Raw genomic sequence first — 24,995 nt, forward strand, 5'->3', positions numbered from 1 at the left:
CCTCGCACAGCAGCGCCGCGCTCTCCTGCGCAGACTGTCCGGCGCCCACCACGACGACATCCGTCCCCGGAGAGCCGCACGTTGGCACACGACCGGCTGGCGGAGTTGCTGACCGAGCCTGCACAGACCGCCACAGAGCCCGCGCAGACAGCCGCACAGCCTGCCGCACGACGACCACCGCCCCGCCGAAATCCGCAGGCGTCACCCACGCCCGCCAGGCAGAATCGACCTCATGTCCCAGCGTGCCGAACACCTGCTCACAGCCGTCGACCGGCTCTCCTACCCCCACCGCATGCGTGAGCTGGCCTCCGCTGCCCGGCGCGCCGCGGCAATGGGGGCGGTCGACGAGCTTGTGACCGGGCTCGCCGCCCACGGCGTCCACGGGCGGCGGCTCGCCGCCACCGTGGCGGACATGGGGCGCCACGACGCGTATCTGGAGGGCTGCCTCGCGGACCCCGACCGCCTCGTCCGCGCCCCCGCGATCAGGGCGCTGCTGCAGGGGCGGCTCACGGACGCCACCGTGATCGAGGCCATCGAGGACGCACCCGCCGCCGTGCGGCAGCAGCTCGTGCACGCCATCGCCGTGGCGGGGCGTACGGGCCTCGCCGAGGCGCTGGTCGAGCCGACGTACCGGCGATGGGGCGCCGAGGCCGCCGCGGAACTGCTCGCCGCCTGCACGGCGGAGACCGCCGCCCGGCTGCTGCCCCGCCTGTTCCGCGGACTGAGCTCCTACCGGCTGTTCGCCGCCCGCCATCCCGCTCTGCTGCTCGCCGAGATGGAGCGGCAGCTCGACACCCTCCCCGCCGTCGTACGGGACGGCTGGCTGGCGTCCCACGCGGATGCGCTCGCGCTCCTCGCCGAACGGGATCCGCTCGGTGTGCTGGCTGTGCTCGAGCGTTACGAGACGCTGCCGATGCCCGTGGACCGCAAGCTGCACCTCCTGGTCGAGGCGGATCCCGGCCGCACCGTGCGGCTGCTGCTACGCCCGAAGCTGCGGTCCCGGCTGAACAGCGGCCACCTCGAACCCGCCGTGCTGCGCCGCCTCGTCCGCCACGCCCCGGCGGAACTCACCGACCTCGCCCGCGCCTGGAACGACAACGCAGCCGCTCTCGCCCGGCTGCTGGCCTGCCTGCCGCCCTCCCGCCGCGGCGCCCTGTTCGACGCGGCGATGGAGGGCAAGGACCTCGCCCACGCGGACCTCAGCCCCGCCCTGCTCGACGTACTGCCGTACGAGCGGCGCACTGCCGAGGCTCGGCGAATAGTGACGCTGGCCCGCGGCAGGGGCGGGCACTGGACGCAGATACTGACGGCAGCCGCCTATCTGCCGCCGGACGAGGTCCGTGACGACCTTCTCACCGCCGTCCGCCGCTCCGCCGCGGACGACCGCGCCACGGCGTACCCACTGCTCGTCCGCAACGCAGCACGCTCCCGCGACCCACAGGAAGTGAGCCGGTTGCTGCGTGCGCTGCTGCGGCTGCGCAATGAACAGGACCCGGTCCGCAGCGCCGCCCTCTCCGCACTGGCAGAGGTGCCCGCTTCGCTGTTCGCGGAGGACGCCGCCGAGGACCTTGGACGAATCTCCATCGACGCCGTCGAAGCCCGCGACTCCTCCTGGAGCACCCGTCACGCGCTCAGCACGCTCGCCCTGTCCGTGCTGCGCGAGCACGCCGTCACGGGCGGCACGCGGCTCATCGGCTGGGCCCTCGACACCCTCACCCGGCTGTCCGGCCACACCGGCGGCGCGAACGTCGGCCGCCTCGACATCGTGCTGCGGCGCGGCCAGGAGTACGAGGTGCTGGCGGCGCTACGGCCGTGGCTGGAGGCCGCCACCGACAAGGCCGACTACTCGCTCGTCTTCGCACTCGTACGGGCACTCGGGCGGCGCGCGTGGGGGATGGCCGAACTCCAGGAGTACCTGTGGCAGGCCGTCCAGTTCGGAAACGACGCGTCCGTCCGCACCGCCGTCGACCTCTGGCTGGAGCAGCCGAAGGGGCGCGACGAGCGGGTGGAGCGGATCGTGCGGCTGGAGCCGTCCGCCGCCGTCCTGCCGTCCGTTCTGAGAGTCCTGACGGGGCGGCGTACGGACCTACTCGACCCGGTGCTGGCGGACACCCCACCATACGGCCGCTTCCTGACCGCCCGCAGCCACTGGACGCCACCCACCCACCGGGCGCACCGCTGGGTGCCGCGCCAGCAGCGGGCGGCGGCGGAGCTGCTCGCGCGCACAGTGGGCGACGCGGGGCAGCCGGTGCATGTGCGCGTCCAGGCCCTCTCGGCGGCGGCAGTGATCCCGGAGGCGGGCCTGGAAGTCGTCCGCCGCTACACGGGCTCGTCGAACGTCCCGCTGGTGGAGGCGGCCCTCGGCGCACTGCCGTGGACCGACCGCCCCGACGAGGTGCTGCCGCTGCTGCTGGAGCACGCGGGCGGCGACCGCGCCCGGGTCGCGGTCTACGCGGCGACGCGGGCCGCGCAGTACGTCGCGCCGTCGCGGCTCGCGACGGAGCTCCGCAGGCTGCTCACGCCGAAGGACCCGCGGACGGTGAAGGTCACCAGCCGCAAGGAGGCGGTGCGCCTCGCCGCGACGATGCTGCCCCCGGCGCAGGCGGCGCCGCTGCTGCGGGAAGCGTTCGAGCTGCCCGGGCAGCACCACGACGTGCAGTCGGTGTGCGTCGCGTTTGCCCAGGGCATGCTGGCGGAGCCGGCCAGCTGGCCCATGCTGGAGTCGGCCGCGCAGGGACGCACGGAGCTCCGCCGGGAGCTGGCACGGGCGGCCGTGTCCGAGGTGGACGAGGAGCATCGGGCCAGGTACGCAGGGCTGCTGCATCACGCCTGCGAGCCGCTTGAACCGGAAACAGCTGCGGCGCTGTTCCCAGCACTGGCGGAATGGGCACCGTGGCAGCCGGAGATCGCCGAGATGCTGGTGGCCGCCACCACGGACCTTGCCGATCGGGCGGTGTGGGCGATGGCCGGGCAGGAGCTGGTGGAGCTCGCGGCGGACGACGACGGCCCGTACCTTCGGGCCCTGCGGGCGATGCTGGAAGCCACAGGAGACCCGGACCAGCCCGACGCCGAGCCCGAACGCGACCAGCCGGCCCGGCAGCGGGCCGCGAGCCTGCTGCGCCACCTCCTGCTCCACCATCGCTACCGGGGCGGGGGCCGGCCGACGGCGGACGTGCTGCTGCGCGCCGCCGACACCGCCGCCGGGCACGAGGATTTCGCGCGCTCCGTCGCCGAACTCCGGCTGTACGCCCTCGAACTGAACAAGGACGCCACCGCACTGTCGTCGGGCCTGCGCCGATTGGCTGCCGACTGCGAAGGACGTCCGCTGCTCGCCCGGGACATCGCCGAAGGGCTCAGCTCGCGGCTCAGCGCGATCAGCGGCCCCGCGCCAGAGGCGTGGTTGGAGACCGCCCGCACGCTGGGTGCGGAGCCGGACCTGGCCCGGGGCCTGTTCGCCATCAGGCTCACCGTCTCCGGCGGCAGCCGCTCTCGGTGGACGGAGCCGTGGCGCGGCCGGCTCCGCACCCTGCGCCGGCACGCACACCCCGACGTCCGCGCGTCGGCACGCGAGACGGTCACGGCACGGGAGGCGCCGCCGTCGGTCCCAGGGACGATCCAGTGGTGACCGGGGCCCGCGCGGTGGCGCCGGGCCGGTGGGCGGTTCCGAGCCCTCGCCCGTACCTGAGTGCAGACCACTCCTGTCCCTCCTCGTCACCATGGCATCACGCATGCCCGCCGAACACCTCAGCCTGGAAGCCGGGATGACGTGCATGCCGTACAAACTGCGCCGGCATCCCGAAGAAGGGCTACGCATTCTGCATCCCCGGCGGATGACGTGCTCAGGCCCAGTCCGAAGCGGACCCGTCCTCCGGGAAGTCCGGTGGCCAAGCGGACGCCCACTCCGCAGCGCCCCGAGCATCTCCCGTATGCCATGGCGCTCCCCGCGGATAGGGTGGACGGTGATCGACAGGACGGGCTGGGCGAGGGTGGCGGACGGCGTGGGCGGTGCCGAGGAGAGCAGGAGCACGGGCACCGGGCGCCCGACGTCACGGGACGTCGCCCGGCTCGCCGGCGTGTCGCACACCGCGGTGTCCTTCGTGTTCAACGGACGAGCCGAGGGCAACCTCTCGCCCGCCACCCAGGAACGCATCCAGGAGGCCGCGGCCCAGCTGGGCTACCGCCCCGACCCGGTGGCCCGCGGTCTGCGCCGTCGCCGTACGGCCGTGATCGGGCTGGTCACTGACGAGATCGCGTCCTCGCCCTTCGCCGGTCGGCTGCTGCGCGGCGCCATGGAGACCGCCTGGGGCAGCGACCATCTGATCCTCACCGTCGACTCCGGCGGTGACCCGGTCAAGGAGGACGCGGCCGTCGCGGAACTGCTCGACCGGCGCGTGGACGGCATCATCTACGCGGCCATGTCACTGCGCCGGGTCCGCGTCCCCGAGGGCCTGCACCGCACCCACTCCGTGCTGGCCAACTGCCTGCCCGAGGACGGCTCCCTGCCCGCCGTGGTCCCTGCCGAGCGCGCCGGTGGCCGTACCGCGGCCCGGCTGCTGCTCAGTGCGGGCCACCGCCGGCTCGCCGTGATCGGCGGTCTGGACGACATCGCCTCGGTGGAACGTACCCGCGGCTTCCGGGACGTGCTGCGCGCCGAGGGCGTCACCGTGCCCGAGGAATGGATCGTGCGCGGCGGCGGGGAGATCTCCGCGGGATACGCGGGGGCGCTGCGCCTGCTCGAAGGGGTCGAGCCGGGCCGTCGCCCCACTGGCGTCCTGTGCTACAACGACCGGGTCGCGGCGGGTGTCCTGCACGCCGCGACCCGGCTCGGGATCGACGTGCCCGCCGATCTGTCCGTGGTCGGTTACGACGACCAGGAGCACATGGCCGCCTTCCTCACACCGCCGCTCACCTCGGTCGCGCTGCCGCACCGGGCGATGGGTGAGGCGGCGGCCCGGCTGCTGTTGGACGCCATCGAAGCCGGCCATACGCCGCCCGCGACCGTCCGGCGCCTGGCCTGCCCTGTGGTCAGCCGCGCCTCCGTGGGTCCGGCGCCCATCCGGTGACCCGGGCACCCGGACCGTCGACGACCAGCTCGGCGATGTCGGTGGGGCGCCGGTAGACGCGCTCGGTGACCATGGCCCGTTCCGCGACGAAGAGTTCGAGGAGCGAGCCGTCGACGAGCAGCCGGAGCGCGAGTTCCGGCCCCTTCGGCACCTGCACGGTGATCGGGGCGGAGCCTTCCCTGCCGGTCCGGGGCCAGGCGCTGCGGTCGAGCACGACGGTCCCCGAGGCGGGGTCCGCCCGGACGGTCAGCTCCCGGCCCGACGCGTCCCGGAGCAGGCTTACCGTGGTCGGTCCACATGCGGTGACCGCCAGGTCGTACGTGTGGGGAAGCGGAACCCGGCCCGGCACGGTGACGAACGGGTCGGCCGGGCGCAGCAGTTCGAGTTCCGGGGCCGGACTCACCCGCAGTGAACCGTCGGGGTGGATGTCGACGACCCGTGGCGCGGTGAGGACGCCTGCCCATCCGGCCCGGCGCACCTCCTCTTGCGAGCGGGCCTCCCACGACCAGCCCCACAGCAGTACGCGGTCCGGCTCCTGGAGCACCGCGGGAGCGTAGAAGTCCCGCCCCTGGTCGAGCCGGCCGCCGACGCGCGGCACCAACCTTAACGACCTCTGGCCATCGGCCTGCAGACGGCCGGTCAGGTATCCGGTGGAGCAGGGATCCCCGTCCCACAGGGACACCACCAGCACGTGGTCGCCGCCTGCTGTCCGGTACAGGTGCGGGCACTCCCAGCCCACCGACTTGTCGCCGAACGCGCCCGCGGCCACCGGGTCCTTGCCGTCCAGCAGCACACCGGCGAACCGCCAGTCGGTCAGGTCGTCGCAGTCGTAGAGCAGGACCGACGGCGTGCCGTCGGCGTGCCCGGCCCCGACGAGGGCCCAGCGCCTGTCCGCGCAGCGGAAGACGAACGGGTCGCGGAACATCACCACGTCCAGTCCCGGCGGCGGCCCTGCCACCACCGGCGTCGGCAGCGGCTTCCACTCGGTCAGCCGCTCGTCGTCCGGGTCCGCCGCCCGCGCCAGGCAGATGGTGCCGAGTCCCGCGTGGGCACGGTCGACTCCCGTGTACACGGCGGTCGGTGTGCCGGCGTCGTCGACCACGCAGCCCGACCAGCAGCCGGCCTCGTCGGGGCCGCCGGCCGCCGGGGTGAGCGCGATCGGATGGTGCTCCCAGTGCGCGAGGTCGGCGCTGGAGGCATGACCCCAGTGGACGTTCGCGTGCACCGGTGCGTCAGGGTTGTGCTGGTAGAAGAGGTGGTAGCGGTCCCGCCAACGGAACGGCCCATTGGGGTCGTTGATCCAGCCGACCGGCGGACGGACCCTGAAACGCGGCACGTTGGGGTCGTTGCTCAACGGTTGACTCCTGCCGAGGTGATGCCCTCGCGCAGAGGGCGCTGGCCGACGACGAACACGGCGAGGGCGGGGAGCATCGAGAGCACGACCCCGGCCAGGACCACCGAGATCGACCCGGTGCCGAGATTGCCCTGCAGGGAGACCAGACCCAGCGGAAGCGTGTAGTTCTGGCTGGAGGTCTCCAGGATCAGCGGGCGGAAGAACTCGTTCCAGTGGTAGTTGAAGGCCAGCACGCCGACGATCGCCAGGCCGGGTGTGGCCAGCGGCGCGTACACCGAGCGGAAGATCCGCCAGGGTCCCGCGCCGTCCAGCATGGCCGCCTCGCCCAGGTCCTTCGGCATACCGAGGAAGTACTGGCGCATCAGGAAGGTGCCGAAGGCCGTCGGGAAGGCCGGGATGATCAGGCCGAGGAGCGTGTCGGTGAGGCTCATCGACTTCAGCACCAGGAATACCGGCACGATGGTGACCTGCAACGGCACCATCATGGTCGCCAGGACCAGGCCGAAGAGCGGCTTCTTGAAACGGAACTCCAGGCGCGCGAAGGCGTATCCGGCCAGGCCGGCCGTGATCATCTGGCCGACGGCGATCAGTGCGGTCACCAGCGTGGAGTTCAGGGCGAGCAGCCACACGTCGATCTGCTGGAAGACCCCGCGGTAGGCCGCGGTCGTCGGGTGCGTCGGGATGATCTGCGGGGGCAGGTCGAAGGACTGGGCCGGAGTGCGCAGTGAGGTGGCGACGGTCCAGATGACCGGGCCCAGCGTCAGCAGGGCGCACACGGTCAGTGCGGCGATCCGGGCCCAGGGGGTGAGTGAGTGACGTACGCGACTGAGGGTCGGGGTTGCTTGGCTCATGCAGTTCACCGGCTCACTGGTAGTGGACGAAACGCCGGCTGAGCCGGAACTGGAGGGCGGTGACCGCCATGATCAGCACGAAGAGCAGCACGCCCACCGCGGATGCCTCGCCGAAGTCGAGCTGTTCGAAGGCCCTCTCGTAGATCACCATCACCACGGTGCGGGTGGCGTCGCCGGGTCCGCCGTCGGTGAGGACGTAGGGCTGTTCGAAGACCTGCAGGGCATTGATGATGCCGACGACCGACGCGACGAGCAGCGTCGGCGACAGCAGCGGCAGCGTGATGCCGAGGTGTTTGCGCAGGCCGGTCGCGCCGTCGAGAGCGGCGGCCTCGTGGATCTCCTTGGGGATGTTGTTCAGACCGCCGACGAACAGCAGGAAGGAGAAACCGAACTGCTGCCAGACGTAGACCAGGATCACCGTGGCCATCGCCGCGTGCTCCGAGGTCAGCCAGGGCACGGGCGCGACGCCGACCAGGCCGATCAGCCAGTTCACCACCCCGAAGTCCTGGTTGAACAGGTACTTCATCACCACCGAGATCGAAGCGGCGGACAGCACCAGCGGGAAGAAGAACGCCGAACGGAACACCGACCGCAGCCACACCGGCATCCGCCCGTTCAGCGCGAGCGCCAGCGCCAGCGCGATCAGCAGTTGCAGCGCGACCGCGAGGACCATGAAGAGGAGCGTGTTGCGGAAGGAGACCAGGACGGTCGAGTCCGTGAAGGTCGTGCGGTAGTTGGCGCCGCCGGCGAAACGGGGCGGGTCGATCACGTTCCAGTGGAACAGGCTCAGCACGATGGACCCGATGATCGGCACGACCGTGAAGACGACGATGCCGACGACCGTGGGCGCCAGGAACAGCGCGGCCAGCAGCCGGGCGCCGCGGTCGCGGACCGACGGCCGCACGGCGACGACGGGTGGCGTGGCGGGCCGCGGACGTACGGCCGGGGCCTGGGTGTTCGTCATACCTCACGCTCCATGGCCTGCTCCAGGTCGCCCTGCATCCGGCGCAGCGCGGGACCCACCGCACGCGGCGAGGCCAGCGCCGTGCCGGTGTACTTGAGCAGGACGTCGGTCACCTCGGCGACCTGCGGCGGCGCGGGGATCGGGCCGGTGTCGGGAAACCGGTCGAGGGTGTCGTAGAAGACCTGCCAGTGTGCCGGGCCGCTCGCGGCGTAGCGGGCGGCGTTCAGCATCGAACGCCGGGCCGGGGTGGTCTGGTTGCTCTGGAACAGCCGGGTCATGGTGTCCTTGCGGGCCGCGTATTTGATGAACTCCCAGGCGGCTTCCTGCTTCTTCGAGGTGCGCAGCAGCGCGTAGCCCGCCGCGCCGAACTGGTGGCGCTGGGTACGCCAGCGCGGGAAGTACTGCACGTCGTAGTCGGCGGCCCGCATGCCGGCCAGGTGCAGGCCGCCCGCCCAGAATCCGCCCGCCGGTGTGACGCCGACGCGGCCGGTGGAGAACACGCCGACCAGATTGCTGCCGTTGCCGCCCTCGGGCCGGCTGCACAGGTTCTCCTGGACGAGGGAAGCGAGATAGTCGTACGCCTCCTCGACCCGGTCGGCGGTGGCCTGCGGGGTCGTCCAGCGGAAGCCTCCGCCGCGTCCCTGCCGGTGGGCGGCCGGGTAGAAGGTGTCCCACAGCCAGGAGCCGCCGGGCGCCTTCGACTCCTTCAGCAGGTTCGTGCCGTTCGCGAAGAGCCAGGGCATCACGCCGCCCCACAGCCGGTTGGTCCAGAAGTACGGCGTGAAGTGCGCGTCGCCGGCACGTTTCATCTCCCGCAGCAGCGCGGTGAAGTCGTCGCGGCTCCAGTCGGCCGCCGGGAAACCCGCGCCTGCCCGTTTCAGCACCTGCTTGTTGAGGTAGATGTCGGCGGCGTTGAACTCCATCGGCAGCTGGTAGAGGTTCCCCTCGTACATCATCGACTCCACCAGCGAGGGGTGGACGTCGGCGAAGTACTCACGCAGCTCCGCCGCGTCCCGCCGCACCCAGCGGTCCAGGGGCACGCCGAGCCGTTGGGCGAACAGCTGCACGCCCTCGGTGGCCACGTACACAAGGTCGGGGGCGGTGCCCGCGGCGATCTGGGTGAGGATCTTCGCGAAGAAGTCCGACCAGTCGACGGCCTGCACCGCGTTCACCCGCAGCGGGATGTCGGGGTGGAGCCGGTGGAAGCCCTGGGTGAGGGCGTCGACGGTGGCCGGGTCGAAAGCGGAGCCGAGGGTGGCGACGACGAGGGAGCCGTCGTCACGGCCGGGGATGTCGGCTCCGGTGAGCCGGTCCCAGCTCGCGGCGGTCGCGGCCAGGGCGGCTGCTCCGGCCCCGTAAGCGCCGTACCGCAGCAGTGTGCGGCGGGGGAAGTGCGAGTCAGTCATCAAACGGGCCTAACTCGTGTTAGATCAGGGCTGATGCCCCAGATGATGGGAACCGGGCGGCAGACCTGTCAAGGGGTCGGGAACGCTTGACCTTTAACGAGTTAGGTCTACAGTCCTCGTTTCACATGAGCCGAATTTTCACGCCCTCGCGTTGTGAGCCGCACTCGCGTGCGTGACGAGCCGCCACGGGCCCTCATGGGCCGCCACGAGAGGAACGATGCGTCATGCCCGGAACATCGGGGATTTCCAGGAGATCACTGTTCGCGGGATCGGCGGCGGGCACCGCCGCCGCGCTGCTGCCCACCGCAGCGGCCACGGCCGCCCCGCAGCCCAAGGCCGGGGCCACGGCCAAGAACAAGCCCAAGTCCGCGGCGAGCGGGGCGAGTTACCGCGCCGCGTACCACTTCACGGTTCCCGACCAGTGGAAGAACGACCCGCAGCGGCCGGTCTGGATCGACGGCGAGTACCACTACTACTACCTCTACAACGCCGACTACTTCACCGGTGCCGTCGGCACCGCGTGGCGCCTGGCCACCACCAAGGACCTGGTCTCCTTCGCCGACCGCGGGGTCGCCGTGCCCAAGGACACCACGCTCAACGGCGATCTCTGGTCGGGCTCGGCGGTGGTCGACACCGGCAACACGGCCGGGTTCGGCGCGGGCGCGGTCGTCGTCATCGTCACCATGTCCCCCGGCGGTGGCACCGACCACCAGGAGCAGTTCCTGTACTACTCGACCGACGGCGGTCTCACCTTCGACAACTACGGGACCGACCCCGTCCTGCCCAACCCCGGCGTCGCCGACTTCCGCGACCCCAAGGTGATCCGCGACGAGGACCGGGGCCGCTGGGTGATGGCCCTCGCCGAGAACGACAAGATCGGTTTCTACCACTCCGACGACCTCAAGTCCTGGACGTACGTGAACGGTTTCGTCCACGACGGCATCGGCGTTCTGGAGTGCCCCGACCTGTTCCGCATCACCGCCGACGACGGCACCGTGAAATGGGTGCTCGGCGCGAGCGCCAACGCGAAGAGCTCGGGACTGCCCAACACATACGCCTACTGGACGGGTTCCTTCGACGGCAGCGCCTTCACCGCTGACGCGAGTGACCCGCAGTGGCTCGACCACGGCTGGGACTGGTACGGCGCCGTCACCTTCGAGAAGCGGGACGCGAGCGGCGCGGAGGATTCGGCCGCCCGGTACGCGATCGGATGGGTCAACAACTGGGACTACGCCCACACCACCCCCACCATCGACTGCGACGGCTTCAACGGCACCGACTCCATCGTCCGCGAGATCACCCTGAAGAAGGCATCCGACAACACCTACTACCTCGCCTCCCAGCCCGTCGCCGGCCTCGACTCGCATGTCTCCCGCACCGTGAACCTGGGCGACGTGACCGTGAACGGCACGAAGGTGCTCGACTACACCGGTATCTCCTACGAGGTGACGACCGAGATCACCTGGTCCCAACTCACCGGCGCCGGCCTCCAGCTGAGGCGCTCACCCGACGGCGGTCGGCACATCGACGCAGGGATCTACGCCAACTACGCCTTCCTCAACCGACGCAACACGGTGAACGCCGACACGTCCGGCAAGTGGCAGGAGAGCCACACCCCCTTCGACCCGTCCGCCGGCACGGTGAAACTGCGCATCCTCGTGGACCGCACGTCGGTGGAGATGTTCGTCGACGACGGCCGCTACGTGCACACCAGCCAGGTGTTCCCGTACCTGCTGGACACCCGGCTCGCCCTGTTCACGATCGGCGGCAGCGCGGTGTTCCGCAACACGGTGATACGCGAGTTCTCGGTGTGAGGCCGCCAGGAGGATCCGCGCTCCGCCCCGTCACGCGGCGATGCCGACCATCTTCCGCGTCCGGGTCGTATGGCTCATGCCGGCGAGGCTGTCCTGACCTCCCACCGATTCCGAGATCGAACCGGTCGAACGTGGCTCTCCCCGGACCTTGCCCCGGCGGATGCCCCTGCGCGCGGGAAGGGGCATCCGCCGCGGGCGGGTACGAGCCCCGTTCGCGCGCCGGCCCTTGCGGCCACGACGCGGCCTCGATCAGGCCCCATGGAGCCAGGCGAGCGCCGCGCCGGAAGGTCGACAGGAACAGACCGTGGTGCTGTGGTCGATGACCATGTTCATGAGCGGTCGCCCGGCCGGACGCCGCTCGGCTGGTTCAACGGCCGGCACCGCGAGCGCGATCAACACTCCCGACCGCACTTGGAGTGCCCACCTCACTCGCCTGCCCACCGGCCAGTCTCGATTCCAGCAAGGACAAGCCCGGCCCGCGTCGGGCTGGGCCGTCAGCGCGATGAGCACCTGATTCCAGTGCGTGGCCCGCCCTTGTCAACACCGGGTGTCCCGCACGCGGACGGCCTCCGCGTGCGGGATCGGGTGCTTCCTTCGGGAGGGTCAGCTGGTCGTCAGGGCCGTGTCGTCCACGACGAAGCTGGTCTGGAGGGAGGAGTCCTCCACTCCGTTGAACTTCACGGTGACGGTGGAGCCGGCGTACGAGGACAGGTCGAAGGACTTCTGGGCGTACCCGGAGGCCTTGTTGAGGTTGGAGTAGGTGGCCAGGGTCGTCGAGCCCGCGGTGACCGTCAGCTTGTCGTACGCGCTGCTGGTCGAGGTCTCCGCGGTGTCGATGTGCAGGTAGAAGGTGAAGGTGGCCTTGCAGCCGCTCGGCACGGTCACCGACTGGGAGAGCGTGTCGGTGTGCGCGGAGCCGTAGCCGTCCAGCCAGGCGTAGTAGGAACCGGCGTGCGCCGCCTCGCTGGTGGAGTTGGTGATGACCCCGCTGGAGGTGGTCCAGGTGGTGTTGCCCGACTCGAACCCGGCGTTGCCGAGCAGTTGGGCCGAGGTGCAGGTGCCGCTGCCGGAGCCGACGGTCCAGGTGAAGGACGTCGAGCCGGAGGCGCCGGTCGAGTCACTCGCGGTGACGGTGACCTGGTAGGTGCCCGCGGTGGACGCCGTTCCCGTGATCTTGCCGGTCGAGCTGCCGATGGACAGGCCGGTCGGCAGTCCGCCGGCACTGTAGGTGAGGGTCGCGCCCGCGCTGTCGCTCGCGCTGATCTGCAGGCTTGCCGCGCCGCCGGTCGTCGTCGACTGGCTGCCGGGGTTGGTGACGGTGACCGTGTTGCCGGAGGTGCTGCCGGAGGCGAAGGCGGTGGTGCCGTTGGGGGTGCCCCAGCCGGTCGGGCCGTCGTAGCCGGTGGTCGCGGTGCAGAAGTACGAGGTGGAGCAGGAGCCGTTGTTGCCGCTGGTCACGTCGTACAGGTTGCTGGTGTGGGTGTACGGGTACTTCGCCGGGTAGTCGCTGGAGCCCGGGGTGCCTGCGAGGGCGTAGACGCCGGCGACGATCGGGGCGGAGGCGCTGGTGCCGCCGTAGACCGCCCAGCCGGAGCCGCCGTAGGTGTCGTACACGGCCACACCGGTCGCCGGGTCGGCGACCGCGGAGACGTCGGCTTCCATCCGCTTGGTGCACCCGGTGTCGGTCTGCCAGCTCGGCTTCGGGTCGTACGCCGAGCAGCCGGAGCCGGCGCCCTCGGTGGAGCTGGTCTTCCACACGGACTCGGTCCAGCCGCGGGAGTTGGAGGACGTGGACAGGGCGGTGCCGCCGACTGCGGTCACGTACTGGGAGGTCGCGGGGTACTCGGCCCCGTAGGCGGAGTCACCGGAGGAGACGGTGATCGCGACACCCGGGTGCTTGAAGTACGAGGTGTCCTCGCTGGTCTGGGAGGAGGACTCGTCGCCGCCCCAGCTGTTGGAGACGAACTTGGCGCCGAGCGAGACGGCCTCGTTCTCGGCGATGCCGAGGTCGGAGTCGTTGGCGGAGGTGGCCTCGACGAGGATGATGTTGCAGTTCGGGCAGACGGCGCTGACCATGTCGATGTCGAGGGCCTCCTCGCCGGCCCAACCGCTGTCGTTGGTCGGCAGCGAGGTGGTCGAACCGGTCTGACTGACCTGCTTGAAGCAGCCGTTGGCCTTGGTGCAGGCGGACAGACCGTAGGTGGAGCGGTAAGTGGCGAGGTCCGACTCGGCGTTGGGGTCGTTGTAGGCGTCGACCACGGCGACCGTCAGGCCGCTGCCGCCGGTGGTGGGCAGGTTGTAGGCGCTGTGCAGGTTGGCCGGGGAGAGGCCGGAGGGGGCGGCGGCGAGCGCCGAGGCGAGGCGCTGCTTGATGTCGGTGCGGCGCTGGGCGAAGCAGGACGCGTGGCCCGGCTCGGCGGTGGCGCACAGGTGAGTAGTGGGTACCTTCTGGCCCGCCTTGCCGGTGGTGTGGAAGGTCTGATGGGCGGGGTCGGTCAGCGCCTTGTTGTTCTGCGTGACCTTGGTGGTGTACGGGTGGGCGGCAGCGGGCTGGGCGCCGGCCGTCGGCGCCGCGACGAGTCCGGCGACGGTGAGGGCGAGGGCCGGGAAGGAGACGGCGAGGAGTCTTCGCAGACTCCGTCTCCGCTTGCTCAGACGTGACTCACGCATGGGGTTCTGCCTCCGTTGACGAGGGGGTGCGACTGGATTGGCAGGCCCGTGACGCGCGTAGCGGCGGCGAACCGCGCAGCCATGAGCATGACACTCAACTGACCCGGAATGCCTAATGAACGTGGCATGACAGGGTGCGAGAGGAACGTAAATCCGAGGCGGGCGAACCGGCAGTGCCGCAAGGAATTCTTTGCTCCGCCATAGGATGAGATTGGCCACTTCATTGGCGGTGACAGGGGCTGGCTTGGCGCAGAGCAGAGGAAGACTGAGGCAGGGTCAGCCCCGGGGCTGACCCTGCAGCGTTTCGAGGGCCTCTTCAGTGGTGGCTCATTCCGCCCATCAGCCTCAATGCCCTTTGCCGTCGCGGTGGTACGCACGCCGGTGGCACGCCCCATGCACACCGCAGTGAATGACGACGGCTCCACGGGAGGCGAATCGCTGATCCACGACATCGTCCACGAGGGCGCGCGACGCGTGCTCACCACGGCCCCTGAGGGCCCAGCTCACCGCGCACCGGTCCGACCTGATTGCCGACCGGGTTCGCCTGCTCAACCGCATCCACGACGTACTCACCGGCATCAGCCCGGCCCTGGAAGCAGCCTTCGACTACGCCGACGACAAGGGCGCCCTCGTCCTGCTCACCGGCTGTCAGGCCCCCGCCGCCCTGCGCCGGTGCGGGCAAGCCCGCCTCACTCGTTGGCTCGCCACCCGGGGCACGCCGCCCCGACGCGGCGGCCACGACCGCTCTCACAGCCCCCAGGCCCAGCGCATCACCCTCCCAGGCCGGGGCGCCGCGGCCAGCATCACCGCGGACCTCGCCCAACAGGTCCTGGCCCTGGACGACCGGCTCTAGCAGCTCGGCCGGCAGATCCGCGACGCCTTCCATGCCCATCCGCAGGCCGCCATCATCGAGCCGATGCCCGGCATGGGACCCATCCTGGGGGCTGAGTTCCTCGTCGCCGCGGGTGATCTGGCGAACTACCCCGACGCAGGCCACCTCGCCTCCGCCGCCGGTCTGGTCCCGGTCGCCAAGGAATCCGGACGCCGCACCGGCAACCTGCACCGCCCGCAGCGCTACAGCCGCCGCTCACGCCGCGTCTTCTACCTCTCCGCCCAGACCAGCATCATCCGCGACGGCCCCAACCGCACCTACTACCTCAAGAAACGAGCCGAGGGCCCCCAACCCATCCCCGCCGTCATCGCCCTCGCCCGCCAACGCGTCGACGTCCTGTGGGCGCTCCTCCGCGACAACCGTCCTTCACCACCACCCCACCAGTGGCCAGAGCGGCCTGACTCAGCCCATTCAAGATTCTCGAGGCCTTGCTCAGCCCGTATCCGGTGGCCAGTTGGGTACTTTGAGCCGTCGATACAGGGGGCAGAGCATGAGATACGTGATCATCGAACAGCAAGCGCACGGCACCTACTGGCACGATCCCAACCCATACCTTGCCAAGTTGCCCCGACTCGCGCCGGCCCTCCCGCCCGGGGCGCGCGCTCTTGCCACACACCCTGAGCACTACGATTTCGCGGCTCCGCAGTGTGTGAAAGACCTCAGACCCACCGCGCTGCCCCCGACTGCCGGCGCCGCAGATCAGTTCCAGATCCATTTCACCTGGCCAGCCAGCCAGGACCACGTGCTGACAGTTCACTACTACGGCGTCACCAGCGTCCAGGTGGAAGCCGACGGGGGCGGCGTGCTTGAACTGTCCGACTTCAACACCGTCCGCCTGGACGAACTCCTGCCCCACGGGATCTATTAGCGGCAGTGAGGGGGCTGCTGCTTGGGGCTCGGCGTGCCAGGCCGCCCGGGGCCCCAGGGCCGGGATGTCAGTGGCCCGTGCAGGGTGCCCCCATGGACTCTTCAGGAGTGGTCGAGGCATTGTGGGATCGGATCCAGGCGCGCGATTGGTCAGCTGTCGCCGACTTGGTCGCGGAGGACGTCGTGGTCGAGTGGCCGATCAGCGCGGAGCGCATTGTCGGCAACAAGAACTTCGTCGCGGTGAACAGCGAATACCCGGGGGGCTGGTCGATTCGGGTACTGCGGATCGTGGCTGACGGCAACGAGGTGGTCTCCGAGGTCGAGGTGCCGCATGACGAGTTCGGCGTGTTCCGCGCGGCCTCATTCTGGACCGTCCAGCAGGGACGGATCGTGCGTGGCCGGGAGTACTGGACGAGTGTTGGGGCTGATCCGCGCCCGGAGTGGCGGGCGGCTCTGGTTGAACCCATGTGAAGCGGCTGCCGCTCGCGGCGACGTTCCGGCTGATTTGGCCGTGACATGAGAAGGGCCGCGCGGGTTGGGTGAGTTGTGAAGCTGACCTGGGCCCGCGCGGCCTGTTCCCATCCGGCCCTGTCCGGTGTCTCCCGCGCACACTTCGGCGAGTTGTTCGCCGAACTCGCCGCCCCGTGGGAGGCGGCACGTCAGTCTGGACTTCGCGAAGCCAGGGGCGGTGAACGCCGCAGGGCGGCCGGTGCCGGGCGCAAGCCGAAGCTGGTCTTCTGCGACCGGCTGCTGCTCACCCTGGTACACCTGCGCCATCAGCTGCCGCACGAGGTCCTGGCCGAGCTGTACGACGTCGACCGCTCGACCGTTTCGACGGCGATCCGACAGGTCCGTCCGTTGCTCGCGGCCCGCGGCTTCGCAGTGCCCGACCGGCCCGGAATGAGACTGCGGACACTGGAGGATCTCTTTGCCTACGCCGAGGCCGAAGGCATCGAGCCTCGACTCGATGGCGCCGAGACCCAGGTCAGGCGCCCACAGGCGGGCAGACCCGGGCGCCGAGCCTTCGTCTCGGGCAAGCGCCGCCAGAACACGGTCAAGACCACCACATTCAGCGACGGGCAGGGCCGCATCCTGCTGTCCGGGGTCGTGCGACCCGGCCGGATGCACGACCAGACTGCCGTACGCACCGAGGGCATCGCCGAACAACTCCGCCTCCACCCATCGGTGAAGTCCCAGGCCGATGCCGGGTATGCAGGACTGGCCAAGGAGTTCCCCGACCAGGTCACCGCCCCGCCGAAGAAGCCGAAGGACGACGCGTGCGACGGCGACAAGCGGGCCTGGAGCGAAGCGCGGCGGCGCCAGTCCTCGGCCCGGATCTGCGTCGAGCACACCAACGCCGAGCTTCGGCAGTGGGCACCTCTGCGGCGCTTCACCGGACGCCGTGAAAACTACGCCGAGACACATCTGGCGATCGCCGGGCTGGTCTCCGACCGGTCCGCGCAGCGCCCCACCCGACGCCGGACAAGCACCGAACTCGTCCTCGTCCGCAACAGCACCTGCTGATCACACACCAGCCGAACCGCCAGGCCAGCACGTCCCGACCTCCATTTTCCCCGAGGTCGTAAGACTCACGACCGGCAGCATCCGCATCCTCTGCCAGGACCTGGACGCCCAATGGGCCCTGCCCAGCAGCGACCGAGCCCAGCCCGCTTGACCGGGCCCATTTAGACTCCACCGACCTACGTGTCCCAGGGCGCCGCTACTCGTCGGGGTAGGTCCATTCCTCGATCGTCCAAACGTCGTACCTGGTCGCGCGCCAGGCGACGTGGCCAGGTGGCATGGTGGCCAGCCGAGCAAGTGACGGATCCAGGTCCACGACGTGGTGCAGATGGCGAAGCTTCGAAGCCCCGTCATTGGGATCGTGCACGCCGTCGCTCACAAGCCAGTCGCCCTCGTCGTCATGGATCACGGTCAAGGCAGGAAACTCCCCTGCCGAGACCGTCTTCTGGACGACCGCCAGCAAGCCTTGAGGGAAGACCTCACCCTCAAACGGCCAGCTCAGCTCCGGTTGCATAGATCCCATGCGGGCGATTCTGCGTACCGCAGCGAAGTACAGCAACTCTGCCGACCCTCACCCGTCACCCCTCACCCCTCACCCCTCACCCCTCACCCGGGACCATCCTCCGCCTGCCGCCTCAGTACTGTGACGTCGTATGACCGACACCGAGATCGAGATCACCGCAGACCTGGTGCGCGACCTGCTGCAGGAACAACATCCCGACCTTGCGGGGCTGGCCATCCGAGAGGTGGCGGGCGGTTGGGGCAACCAAATGTGGCGCCTCGGGGACGAGTTGGCAGTGCGCATGCAGCGCATGGACCCCACCCCGGAGCACCAACTGAAGGAGCGGCAGTGGCTCCCCGTGCTGGCCCCGCGCCTGCCGCTCCCGGTGCCCACGCCGGTGCGGTTCGGTGAACCGTCCAAGCGCTTCCCCAAGCACTGGACCGTGATGACGTGGGTTGACGGCGAGCCGCTGGACCACGGCTTGATCAGCCGGGGCGACCACGCGGCCGACACGCTGGCGGGCTTCCTGCAGGCGCTCCATGTGGAGGCGCCCGCCGAGGCGCCGATCGCTGCCGACCGCGGCGCCCATCCCAGGAACTGCACCGACGGCTTCGAGAACTTCCTCCAGGCCGTGGCCCTCGACGACATCGTCGCCGACGTCCGAGCCGTCTGGGACGACGCGGCTGCGGCCCCCGCATGGCAGGGACCGCCGGTGTGGGTGCACGGCGACCTCCATCCCGCGAACGTCGTCGTCTCGGACGGAACACTCTCCGGCATCGTCGACTTCGGTGACATGTTCGCCGGCGATCCGGCGTGGGACCTCGCCGCGGCGTGGGTGCTGCTGCCGGCGGGCACGGCCTCACGGTTCTTCGACACGTACGCGCACGCAGACGAGGGAGCGATCCGGCGTGCCCGCGGTCTGGCCGCGATGAAGAGCCTCTTCCTGATACTCATGGGCCAGAACGGAGACCGGGGCCTTCCCGGCGGCAAGCCGAACTGGGGACCCCTAGGCCGTGCGGCACTCGATCGTGTCCTGAAGGGCGTCTAGTGTCCTGCGCTGGAGATTCGTCGGCAGAGGCGAAGGAGAGAGGGTGGGAGGGGAGTCGAGCCTCTCTTCGGCTGTCTAGGTCCAGATGAAACAACGGCGTCTGATGCGCCAGGTAGCCGAACCGTCGCTCGACTTGGTTGATCCACGAGGAGCCCGGTCGGGGTGAAGTGGAGCCCGAACCTGGGTGTTCGGCCAACCAGGCCTTGATCACAGGTGTCTTGTGGGTGCCGTAGTTGTCCACGATCAGGTAAGGGAGGGAGAGGCGGGCAAGCGCTGGGACACCGCCCGGATGACCGCGCTCAACGAAGTCCTCGGCCTCGGCCCGCTTTGGCAGAGCGACAACGCCGCTGCCCGCGACCGTGCCGCACAATTCCTCGCCCAGGGCGAGGTGTTCGCCTTCGGGAAGACCCACGGCGTCGACATCTACCTTTGGTCTTGCGCAGTGCTCCGCACTTCAGGGCGGGGGCAAGGCGCATCTCAGGACTCCTCTGACCTTGGCTGTGGCCACGGAACCGCGCTGCTGACCCGCACTCATGGCGGCCGTCACACCGGCGGACGTGAGCGTCGTGACCTGAGCGATCTGAGGCGGACTGCCGTGTCACTCCGCGGGTCATGTCATCTTCTTATGCACAAGCGGGAGTTGAGGAACGGCGCCAGGACGGACCACAGCCCGGTGTCGCGGCCCCATTCCGCCTGCGCCGCCGGCGCCAAGGCGAGCTCCGGGTACACGACGAACGAGCTGACTACGCCCGCTGCGGCCAGAACCTGCCGTGGAATACGGCCAGTTCGCCGGGCTGGCTGGTCTCGGTGAGCAGCAGCCGGCGTGCTCGGCGTCGTGTTGCTGATCGTTCCACTCGTCCTCGTCGCGAGGTGGCCAGAAGTCGGGCAGCGCCGGGGCTCAGAGCTATCCGGTGAGCCATCCGTGTGGTCCCGGCCGCCGTCCCGCCGACGGGGTCCCGTAAGTTCCCGGCGAGAGGACTGTCCGAGGTTCTCAGAATGAGGGTCATCAAATGACCGTGGAGTCGATACCGGTAAAGGCCCCGCCGAAAGCGCTGGTGTGGCAAGGCGACGAACTGGTCTCCGGATGCGGTCGGCGCTGGGGCGCCGACGGGGTGGAACGGAAGGCGGTCCTCGCGTGGAGCTTTCCGTTCGACGCCGGGATCACCTCGGCCTCGGGGCCGTACTCCGCGGTGTACCAGGAACGCGGCACCGAGGGGGTGTTGCTCGAGCGAGAACGGGTCGTGCGAGAGCTGAACCGCAGCGACTATAAGGCGCCGAACTACGACTACCCGCTCGCATTGGGCACATTGAGTGACGGGCGCGAGGTCGTCGTGCACTGCCCCGACGAGTACAACGTGCTCCAGATCGAGGACGCGGCGAGCGGCGAGCTGCTCACGCCCGGCAGTCGTGAGCCGCAGGACGTCTTCCACTCCAGGCTCAGCCTGAGCCCCGACGGACGGTACTTGCTGGCGGTCGGATGGTTTTGGCATCCCTTCGGGATCGCCACGGTCTACGACACGGCGCTCGCGCTCACCGACCCCGGCACTCTGGACGGCGACGGTCTGCTGCCGGCAGCGGCGGTCATGGACGGCGAGGTGACAGCGGGCTGCTGGCTCGACGCCGATCGGCTGGTACTGGCGACGGGGGCCGAAGCTTGGAACGACGGAGAAGAGTCCGCGCTTCCGCCTCGCCACCTCGGTGTGTGGTCGGTGTCCGAGGGACGGTGGCTCCACCGCAACCCGATCGCCGACGCCGAACCGGGCATCCTGCTCCTCCCCCGCGGCGACCACGTGATCTCTCTCCTAGGCCACCCGCGACTGCTCGACACGGCTACCGGGCGCCTCGTGGCGGAATGGCCCGAAGTGGGCATACCCGTCAAGGCCACATGCTTCGGCGGCAGCCACGTCCCCTCTCCCGTGGCCGCCCTCCACCCCGACGGAACCCGGCTGGCCATCGCGCAGACGGAAAGCATCGCCCTCATCACGCTCCCGTGATCCGGCCCGCTGCACCAAGCGTGATCGTGCGCACCGAAGCACGGTGCCAAGCCGCTGCCCACGAACTCCCGACGCGGACCAGGGACAGCGTTTCGGTGTCGTGCGCGAGGCCGCCAGGCGGCGGGACGCGGTCAGCCGTTTCGTCGCACGCGATAAAATCCGGCGACGTCAGCGATCGTCCCCGGGATACTGGTCGCCCATGGATGAGGTCAAAGTCGTCGTCGCCCATTCCGAGCGCGCGACTCTGCGCGTCGGCGACGTGTTCTTGAAGGTGGACGCCGATCAGGCGCGCATCGACGTCGAGGTCGAGGCGATGGCCCTCGCGCCGGTCCCGACCCCGCAGGTCCTGTGGCGCAAGCCGCCCGCGCTCGCGATCGCCGCGGTCCCGGGGACGGCGCTCGGCCGCCTCGGCGAGCCGTCGACCGCGACACCGGCGGCGTGGGCCGCGGCGGGCGCCGCCATCCGAAAGCTGCACGACGCGCCGTTGCCGCCGTGGCGCGGCCGGCGCCGCCAGGATCCCGACGAGTTGGCGGCGGAACTCGACGGCGAGTGCGAGTTGCTCGTGAAGAACGGTGTCCTGCCCGCCGACCTGGTCATCCGCAACCGCCAGGTCGCCGAGGCCGCGCTCCGGCCGTGGACGCCGGCGTTCACGCACGGCGACCTGCAGATCGATCACGTCTTCGTCGACGGCGACGAGGTCACCGGCATCATCGACTGGTCCGAGGCGGGCCAGGGTGATGCCCTTTTCGACCTCGCCACCCTCACGCTCGGACACGAGGAACACCTCGACGACGTCATCGCCGGCTACGGCACCGACATCGACCTCGAAGAGATCCGCGCGTGGTGGTCGTTGCGAAGCCTGCTGGGGGTTCGCTGGCTGATCGAGCACGGCTTCGACGCGTTCGCACCGGGCTGTGAGGTCGACGTGCTGAGATCCCGTATGTGAGGCTGCGCGGCCTGACCACCCGTCCAGGTGGTGTCTTCGGTCAGGACCACTTCCAGCTGGGGCACATTCAGCTCATTCAGGGCGTGGACGTAGCTCGCCACCGCCTGCTGAAGTTCGGCGATCACGAGACCACCGTCAGCACGATCTTGCCTTGGATGTGGCCCTGCGCGGCCCGCATGTGTGCACTGCGCGCCTCGGGGAGCGGGTAGGTGCTGTCCACCCCGACCTGGAGCTTGCCCTCGTCGAACAGGCCCCCGATCTCGGCGAGCTGAGGGCCGTTGGAACGCACCTGAATGTTCGAGACCGTGATGCCCAGACTCGCCGTCTCCTCCGGATCGTACTGGGCGAAGAACACCGGAAGCATGGTGCCGCCGCGCTTGAGCACGGTCAGGAAGCGTGAGCTGTCCGGGCCACCGACGGCGTCGATCACCAGGTCGACACCGCTGACCACGTCCGCGACCCGTGTCCTGGTGTAGTCGATGAACTCATCGGCGCCGAGCTTCCGCAGGAACTGCTCGTGCCGGCCCGAGGCCACCGCGATGACGTGTGCCCCCTTCCATTTCGCCAACTGCACCGCGAAGTGGCCCACTCCACCGGCGGCCCCGTTGACCAGCACGGTCATCCCTGGCGTGATCGGCACCGGCTGGTGCACCTGGCCGGTGAAAGGGGACGGCACGTCGTGGCCGAGATCAACCAGGTACTGCCAGGCCGTCAGCACAGCCATCGGCGCCCCAGCCGCCTGCACGTGATCGATACCGGCCGGCTTGTGTGCCAGGTCCGAAGCCGGCGCGGCCACGTACTCGGCGTACGTCCGGCCGTCGAATCCGGGGAACCGCAGCATGCCGAAGACCTCGTCACCGACGGCGAACCCCAACACGTCCGGAGCGACCGCCTGAACCACGCCCGACAGGTCCGTTCCAGGAATCAGGGGGAACTCCAGCGCCGGCCTCATCTCGGCCGGCATGACCTTCATCCCCTCACGCAGGTACCAGTCCGGCGGGTTGACGCCCACCGCGTGCACCCGCACCAGCACCTCGCCCGGGCCGATCTCGGGAACCGGCACCTCGTCATACTGCAAAACTTCCGGCCCGCCCGCTTCGTGGAACTGGATCGCCTTCATCGCGCCTGTCGCTTTCTCGGGGAAACGTTGCTCCTTCAGTCAAGGCCCAGGACGTCATGGCCGTCCAAGACCGGTTCGGCAACCTGCTCATTCTGAAACGGCATGACACGTACCCTGGAAGGGTGAACGATCTCGGACAGGACCTGGAACTGCGGCTCGTGCGCTACTTCACCGTGGTGGCCGCGCACCAGCACTTCGGCCGGGCCGCCGCCGACCTCCACGTGGCCCAGCCCGCCCTGAGCCGCCAGATCCAGCGGCTCGAGAAGTATCTCGGCGTCCAACTGCTGGACCGCGCGCCCCAGGGCACCCGGCTCACTCCCGCCGGCGAGAGGTTCCTCCCCCGGGCCCAAGCCCTGCTGCAGGCCGCCCGCCAGGCCGAGTTGGTCGCGCGTGAACAAGCCGAGACCGAACGCATCGCCATCGGCTACGTCGAAGACCTGGTGATCACTGCCGCCGTACGGGAACTGCGCCGCCGGCACCCGGGCGCCGAGATCGCCACCCGGCATCTGAGCTGCCGCGACGTCGGGGCACTGTCCGACAAGCGCGTCGACGCCCTGATCGCGCGGGCTCCGCTGCCGCTCGCCACGGACGACGTGTTCACCACGCCGCTGTACGAGGAGCCCCGGATGCTGGTGGTCCCGCGCAGCCATCCCTTGGCCGACCGCGCGTCGGTGACCGCGGACGAACTGGCCGACGAGGAGGCGGCGCCGTGCGCGTTCGAGACCGCGGACTGGGCTTCCTACCGGATCCTCGGGGCCGGCGTGCCGCCGATCGAGAGCTACGAGGACAAGCTCGAACTCGTCGCGAGCGGCAGGGCGATCGCCGTGCTACCGGTCGGCGATCGGCGTAGCTCACTGCGTCCCCACCTCGTCACCGTCCCGATCGAGGGCGCTCCCCCCAGCCAGGTCGTCCTGGCCAGCCGCAAGGGTGACCCCAATCCGATGATCAGGAATCTCCGCCAGGCCGCCAAGGCCGTCCTGACCGCCCCGGCCGCCTGACCGCGACCAGCCGACCGGCTTGGCGCTGAACCGCACCAAGCGGCGCTCACACGCGCCGTGTCCGGCACACATCTGCCGGTATCGCTCGGGGTTTGGTTGTGCCGGCCCAACGTCCGACCCCACGTAACGGCGATCAAGCACGCCCTCTCGACCAGGAGCCATTGCCGTGTCACGTGAGGATGCAGGGAAACTTCAGATCCGACCGGGTCCGTGAATGCCCAGGCCACCGCTCTTTCCTGCGCGGACACGCCGAGGAGGAAACCCCGGCGCCCCTGGTGGCGACCGTCACGATCACCGGGTTTCCGCCCACCGCGCCGCCCCGCGCCCGGATCATTGAGCGGGCCTGCAGCGTCACGCCGACGTCCACCGGCTCGTGCACACCGGCTGGACCAACAGTGCCATCCGACGTCTCCGCACCCGGCCATGAGCTTCACGGAATGCGGGCAGAACCTTGAATCCTGTGTTCGACCCGCCGGAGGTACCTCCTGCGCTCGCACGTGCCGGTCGGCCCTGGGCGCTCCACTGTCTACCACGCATGCCAGAGCTCACCGTGACGATACGGGTTCTGCTTTCCTGGAAGCCCGGGGCGACAAGCGGGTGCCCGCAGTTACGCTCCCCGCGTGATGCATCGGTGGAAAGGTCACGTAAGCCGCCAACCCGGCGGCGCGCGGGCGATCGCCGAGTTCGGTATCGACACCGCGCGGCCGCAGGGGGACACGACCAGCGTGTACGTCCATGGCGCGCACACCAAGCAGGACCAGGACCAGCAGTACCCGCTCAATTGCTCCGGTCCCGGCCACGCAGGTCGAGGGAGACGTCAGGTGCCGAGCGGGCCGAGATCACGTACGGCCCCGTGAACCCCTTCACCGCCATGTTCGGTGCGTTGCTCATCCTGCTGACGGGCTCTGTGCTGCTGGCCAGTGTCGCGTTCGCGCTGGTGGGGGCGGTGACGCCAGCCATTTGATCTTCTGCCAGGAGCCCGGAG

Annotated in this window: 17 protein-coding genes and 1 pseudogene; 11 read left to right on the plus strand and 7 right to left on the minus strand. The window is 69.9% G+C overall.

Annotated elements, in window-relative coordinates; genetic code table 11:
- Window positions 1-232 precede the first annotated feature (232 nt).
- The gene (locus AQJ46_RS00360; protein ID WP_059203628.1) at window positions 233-3,625 is read left to right on the plus strand and encodes a hypothetical protein; all 3,393 of its coding nucleotides are present in this window, start codon (window positions 233-235) and stop codon (window positions 3,623-3,625) included.
- A 373-nt stretch (window positions 3,626-3,998) separates the two neighbouring features.
- On the plus strand, window positions 3,999-5,063 hold the full coding sequence (locus tag AQJ46_RS00365) for a LacI family DNA-binding transcriptional regulator (RefSeq protein WP_208616873.1): 1,065 nt from the start codon (window positions 3,999-4,001) through the stop codon (window positions 5,061-5,063).
- Here AQJ46_RS00365 and AQJ46_RS00370 read toward each other — a convergent pair.
- Genes AQJ46_RS00370 through AQJ46_RS00385 form a run of 4 tightly spaced genes read right to left on the minus strand, consistent with a single transcriptional unit; the run spans window position 5,026 to window position 9,638 of the window.
- Entirely contained in the window at window positions 5,026-6,417 is a 1,392-nt protein-coding gene (locus tag AQJ46_RS00370; RefSeq protein WP_059203630.1) for a glycoside hydrolase family 32 protein, read from the minus strand. The genes AQJ46_RS00365 and AQJ46_RS00370 overlap by 38 nt on opposite strands.
- Window positions 6,414-7,268, minus strand: a complete 855-nt coding sequence (locus tag AQJ46_RS00375; protein WP_059203631.1) for a carbohydrate ABC transporter permease — start codon at window positions 7,266-7,268, stop codon at window positions 6,414-6,416. Before AQJ46_RS00375 ends, AQJ46_RS00370 begins: the two co-directional genes overlap by 4 nt.
- A gap of 13 nt (window positions 7,269-7,281) precedes the next feature.
- The gene (locus AQJ46_RS00380; protein WP_059203632.1) at window positions 7,282-8,232 is read right to left on the minus strand and encodes a carbohydrate ABC transporter permease; all 951 of its coding nucleotides are present in this window, start codon (window positions 8,230-8,232) and stop codon (window positions 7,282-7,284) included.
- Complete coding sequence (locus AQJ46_RS00385) at window positions 8,229-9,638, minus strand: extracellular solute-binding protein (RefSeq protein WP_059203633.1); 1,410 nt, start codon at window positions 9,636-9,638, stop codon at window positions 8,229-8,231. The genes AQJ46_RS00380 and AQJ46_RS00385 overlap by 4 nt, the downstream gene beginning before the upstream one ends.
- Before the next feature lie 224 nt (window positions 9,639-9,862).
- Between AQJ46_RS00385 and AQJ46_RS00390 the strand changes: the two genes are divergently transcribed.
- Window positions 9,863-11,452 (plus strand): glycoside hydrolase family 32 protein, encoded by a 1,590-nt coding sequence (locus AQJ46_RS00390; protein WP_059203634.1) that lies wholly within the window; start codon window positions 9,863-9,865, stop codon window positions 11,450-11,452.
- 603 nt (window positions 11,453-12,055) lie between these two features.
- Here AQJ46_RS00390 and AQJ46_RS00395 read toward each other — a convergent pair.
- Window positions 12,056-14,122, minus strand: coding sequence for a putative Ig domain-containing protein (locus AQJ46_RS00395; protein ID WP_059203635.1), 2,067 nt, complete (start codon window positions 14,120-14,122; stop codon window positions 12,056-12,058).
- 496 nt (window positions 14,123-14,618) lie between these two features.
- Here AQJ46_RS00395 and AQJ46_RS53955 point away from each other — a divergent pair.
- The 4 genes and pseudogenes from AQJ46_RS53955 to AQJ46_RS00415 form a co-directional block, all read left to right on the plus strand.
- A pseudogene (locus AQJ46_RS53955) lies at window positions 14,619-15,377 on the plus strand (transposase); the annotation flags it as partial.
- A gap of 136 nt (window positions 15,378-15,513) precedes the next feature.
- Window positions 15,514-15,882, plus strand: a complete 369-nt coding sequence (locus AQJ46_RS55255; RefSeq protein ID WP_059203637.1) for a hypothetical protein — start codon at window positions 15,514-15,516, stop codon at window positions 15,880-15,882.
- A gap of 92 nt (window positions 15,883-15,974) precedes the next feature.
- The gene (locus tag AQJ46_RS00410) at window positions 15,975-16,352 is read left to right on the plus strand and encodes a nuclear transport factor 2 family protein (RefSeq protein WP_059203638.1); all 378 of its coding nucleotides are present in this window, start codon (window positions 15,975-15,977) and stop codon (window positions 16,350-16,352) included.
- Window positions 16,353-16,427: 75 nt separating this feature from the next.
- On the plus strand, window positions 16,428-17,405 hold the full coding sequence (locus tag AQJ46_RS00415) for a transposase family protein (protein ID WP_059203639.1): 978 nt from the start codon (window positions 16,428-16,430) through the stop codon (window positions 17,403-17,405).
- Between the two features lie 196 nt (window positions 17,406-17,601).
- On the opposite strand, the gene AQJ46_RS00420 is transcribed toward AQJ46_RS00415, so the two are convergent.
- Entirely contained in the window at window positions 17,602-17,925 is a 324-nt protein-coding gene (locus AQJ46_RS00420; protein ID WP_159063966.1) for a hypothetical protein, read from the minus strand.
- A 130-nt stretch (window positions 17,926-18,055) separates the two neighbouring features.
- On the opposite strand from AQJ46_RS00420, the gene AQJ46_RS00425 reads away from it, so the two are divergent.
- From AQJ46_RS00425 to AQJ46_RS00435, 3 genes are all read left to right on the plus strand, one after another.
- Window positions 18,056-18,952, plus strand: coding sequence for an aminoglycoside phosphotransferase family protein (locus AQJ46_RS00425; RefSeq protein WP_059203641.1), 897 nt, complete (start codon window positions 18,056-18,058; stop codon window positions 18,950-18,952).
- 1,010 nt (window positions 18,953-19,962) lie between these two features.
- Window positions 19,963-20,946, plus strand: a complete 984-nt coding sequence (locus AQJ46_RS00430; RefSeq protein ID WP_063803742.1) for a hypothetical protein — start codon at window positions 19,963-19,965, stop codon at window positions 20,944-20,946.
- Window positions 20,947-21,145: 199 nt separating this feature from the next.
- Complete coding sequence (locus AQJ46_RS00435; protein ID WP_059203642.1) at window positions 21,146-21,892, plus strand: phosphotransferase family protein; 747 nt, start codon at window positions 21,146-21,148, stop codon at window positions 21,890-21,892.
- A 121-nt stretch (window positions 21,893-22,013) separates the two neighbouring features.
- Here AQJ46_RS00435 and AQJ46_RS00440 read toward each other — a convergent pair whose 3' ends face one another.
- On the minus strand, window positions 22,014-23,012 hold the full coding sequence (locus tag AQJ46_RS00440) for an NADP-dependent oxidoreductase (protein WP_059203643.1): 999 nt from the start codon (window positions 23,010-23,012) through the stop codon (window positions 22,014-22,016).
- Window positions 23,013-23,134: 122 nt separating this feature from the next.
- Between AQJ46_RS00440 and AQJ46_RS00445 the strand changes: the two genes are divergently transcribed.
- On the plus strand, window positions 23,135-24,010 hold the full coding sequence (locus AQJ46_RS00445) for a LysR family transcriptional regulator (RefSeq protein ID WP_059204347.1): 876 nt from the start codon (window positions 23,135-23,137) through the stop codon (window positions 24,008-24,010).
- Window positions 24,011-24,995: the final 985 nt, after the last annotated feature.

Origin of the sequence: Streptomyces canus (assembly GCF_001514145.1) — a bacterium.
GTDB lineage: Bacteria > Actinomycetota > Actinomycetes > Streptomycetales > Streptomycetaceae > Streptomyces > Streptomyces canus.

Excerpts from the sequence above, each read along its gene's own strand:
- AQJ46_RS00360 (WP_059203628.1), top strand. The coding sequence starts at position 233 with ATGTCCCAGCGTGCCGAACACCTGCTCACAGCCGTCGACCGGCTCTCC.
- AQJ46_RS00375 (WP_059203631.1), bottom strand. The coding sequence starts at position 7,268 with ATGAGCCAAGCAACCCCGACCCTCAGTCGCGTACGTCACTCACTCACC.
- AQJ46_RS00380 (WP_059203632.1), bottom strand. The coding sequence starts at position 8,232 with ATGACGAACACCCAGGCCCCGGCCGTACGTCCGCGGCCCGCCACGCCA.
- AQJ46_RS00385 (WP_059203633.1), bottom strand. The coding sequence starts at position 9,638 with ATGACTGACTCGCACTTCCCCCGCCGCACACTGCTGCGGTACGGCGCT.
- AQJ46_RS00390 (WP_059203634.1), top strand. The coding sequence starts at position 9,863 with ATGCCCGGAACATCGGGGATTTCCAGGAGATCACTGTTCGCGGGATCG.
- AQJ46_RS00395 (WP_059203635.1), bottom strand. The coding sequence starts at position 14,122 with ATGCGTGAGTCACGTCTGAGCAAGCGGAGACGGAGTCTGCGAAGACTC.
- AQJ46_RS00410 (WP_059203638.1), top strand. The coding sequence starts at position 15,975 with ATGGACTCTTCAGGAGTGGTCGAGGCATTGTGGGATCGGATCCAGGCG.
- AQJ46_RS00420 (WP_159063966.1), bottom strand. The coding sequence starts at position 17,925 with ATGGGATCTATGCAACCGGAGCTGAGCTGGCCGTTTGAGGGTGAGGTC.
- AQJ46_RS00425 (WP_059203641.1), top strand. The coding sequence starts at position 18,056 with ATGACCGACACCGAGATCGAGATCACCGCAGACCTGGTGCGCGACCTG.
- AQJ46_RS00430 (WP_063803742.1), top strand. The coding sequence starts at position 19,963 with ATGACCGTGGAGTCGATACCGGTAAAGGCCCCGCCGAAAGCGCTGGTG.
- AQJ46_RS00435 (WP_059203642.1), top strand. The coding sequence starts at position 21,146 with ATGGATGAGGTCAAAGTCGTCGTCGCCCATTCCGAGCGCGCGACTCTG.
- AQJ46_RS00440 (WP_059203643.1), bottom strand. The coding sequence starts at position 23,012 with ATGAAGGCGATCCAGTTCCACGAAGCGGGCGGGCCGGAAGTTTTGCAG.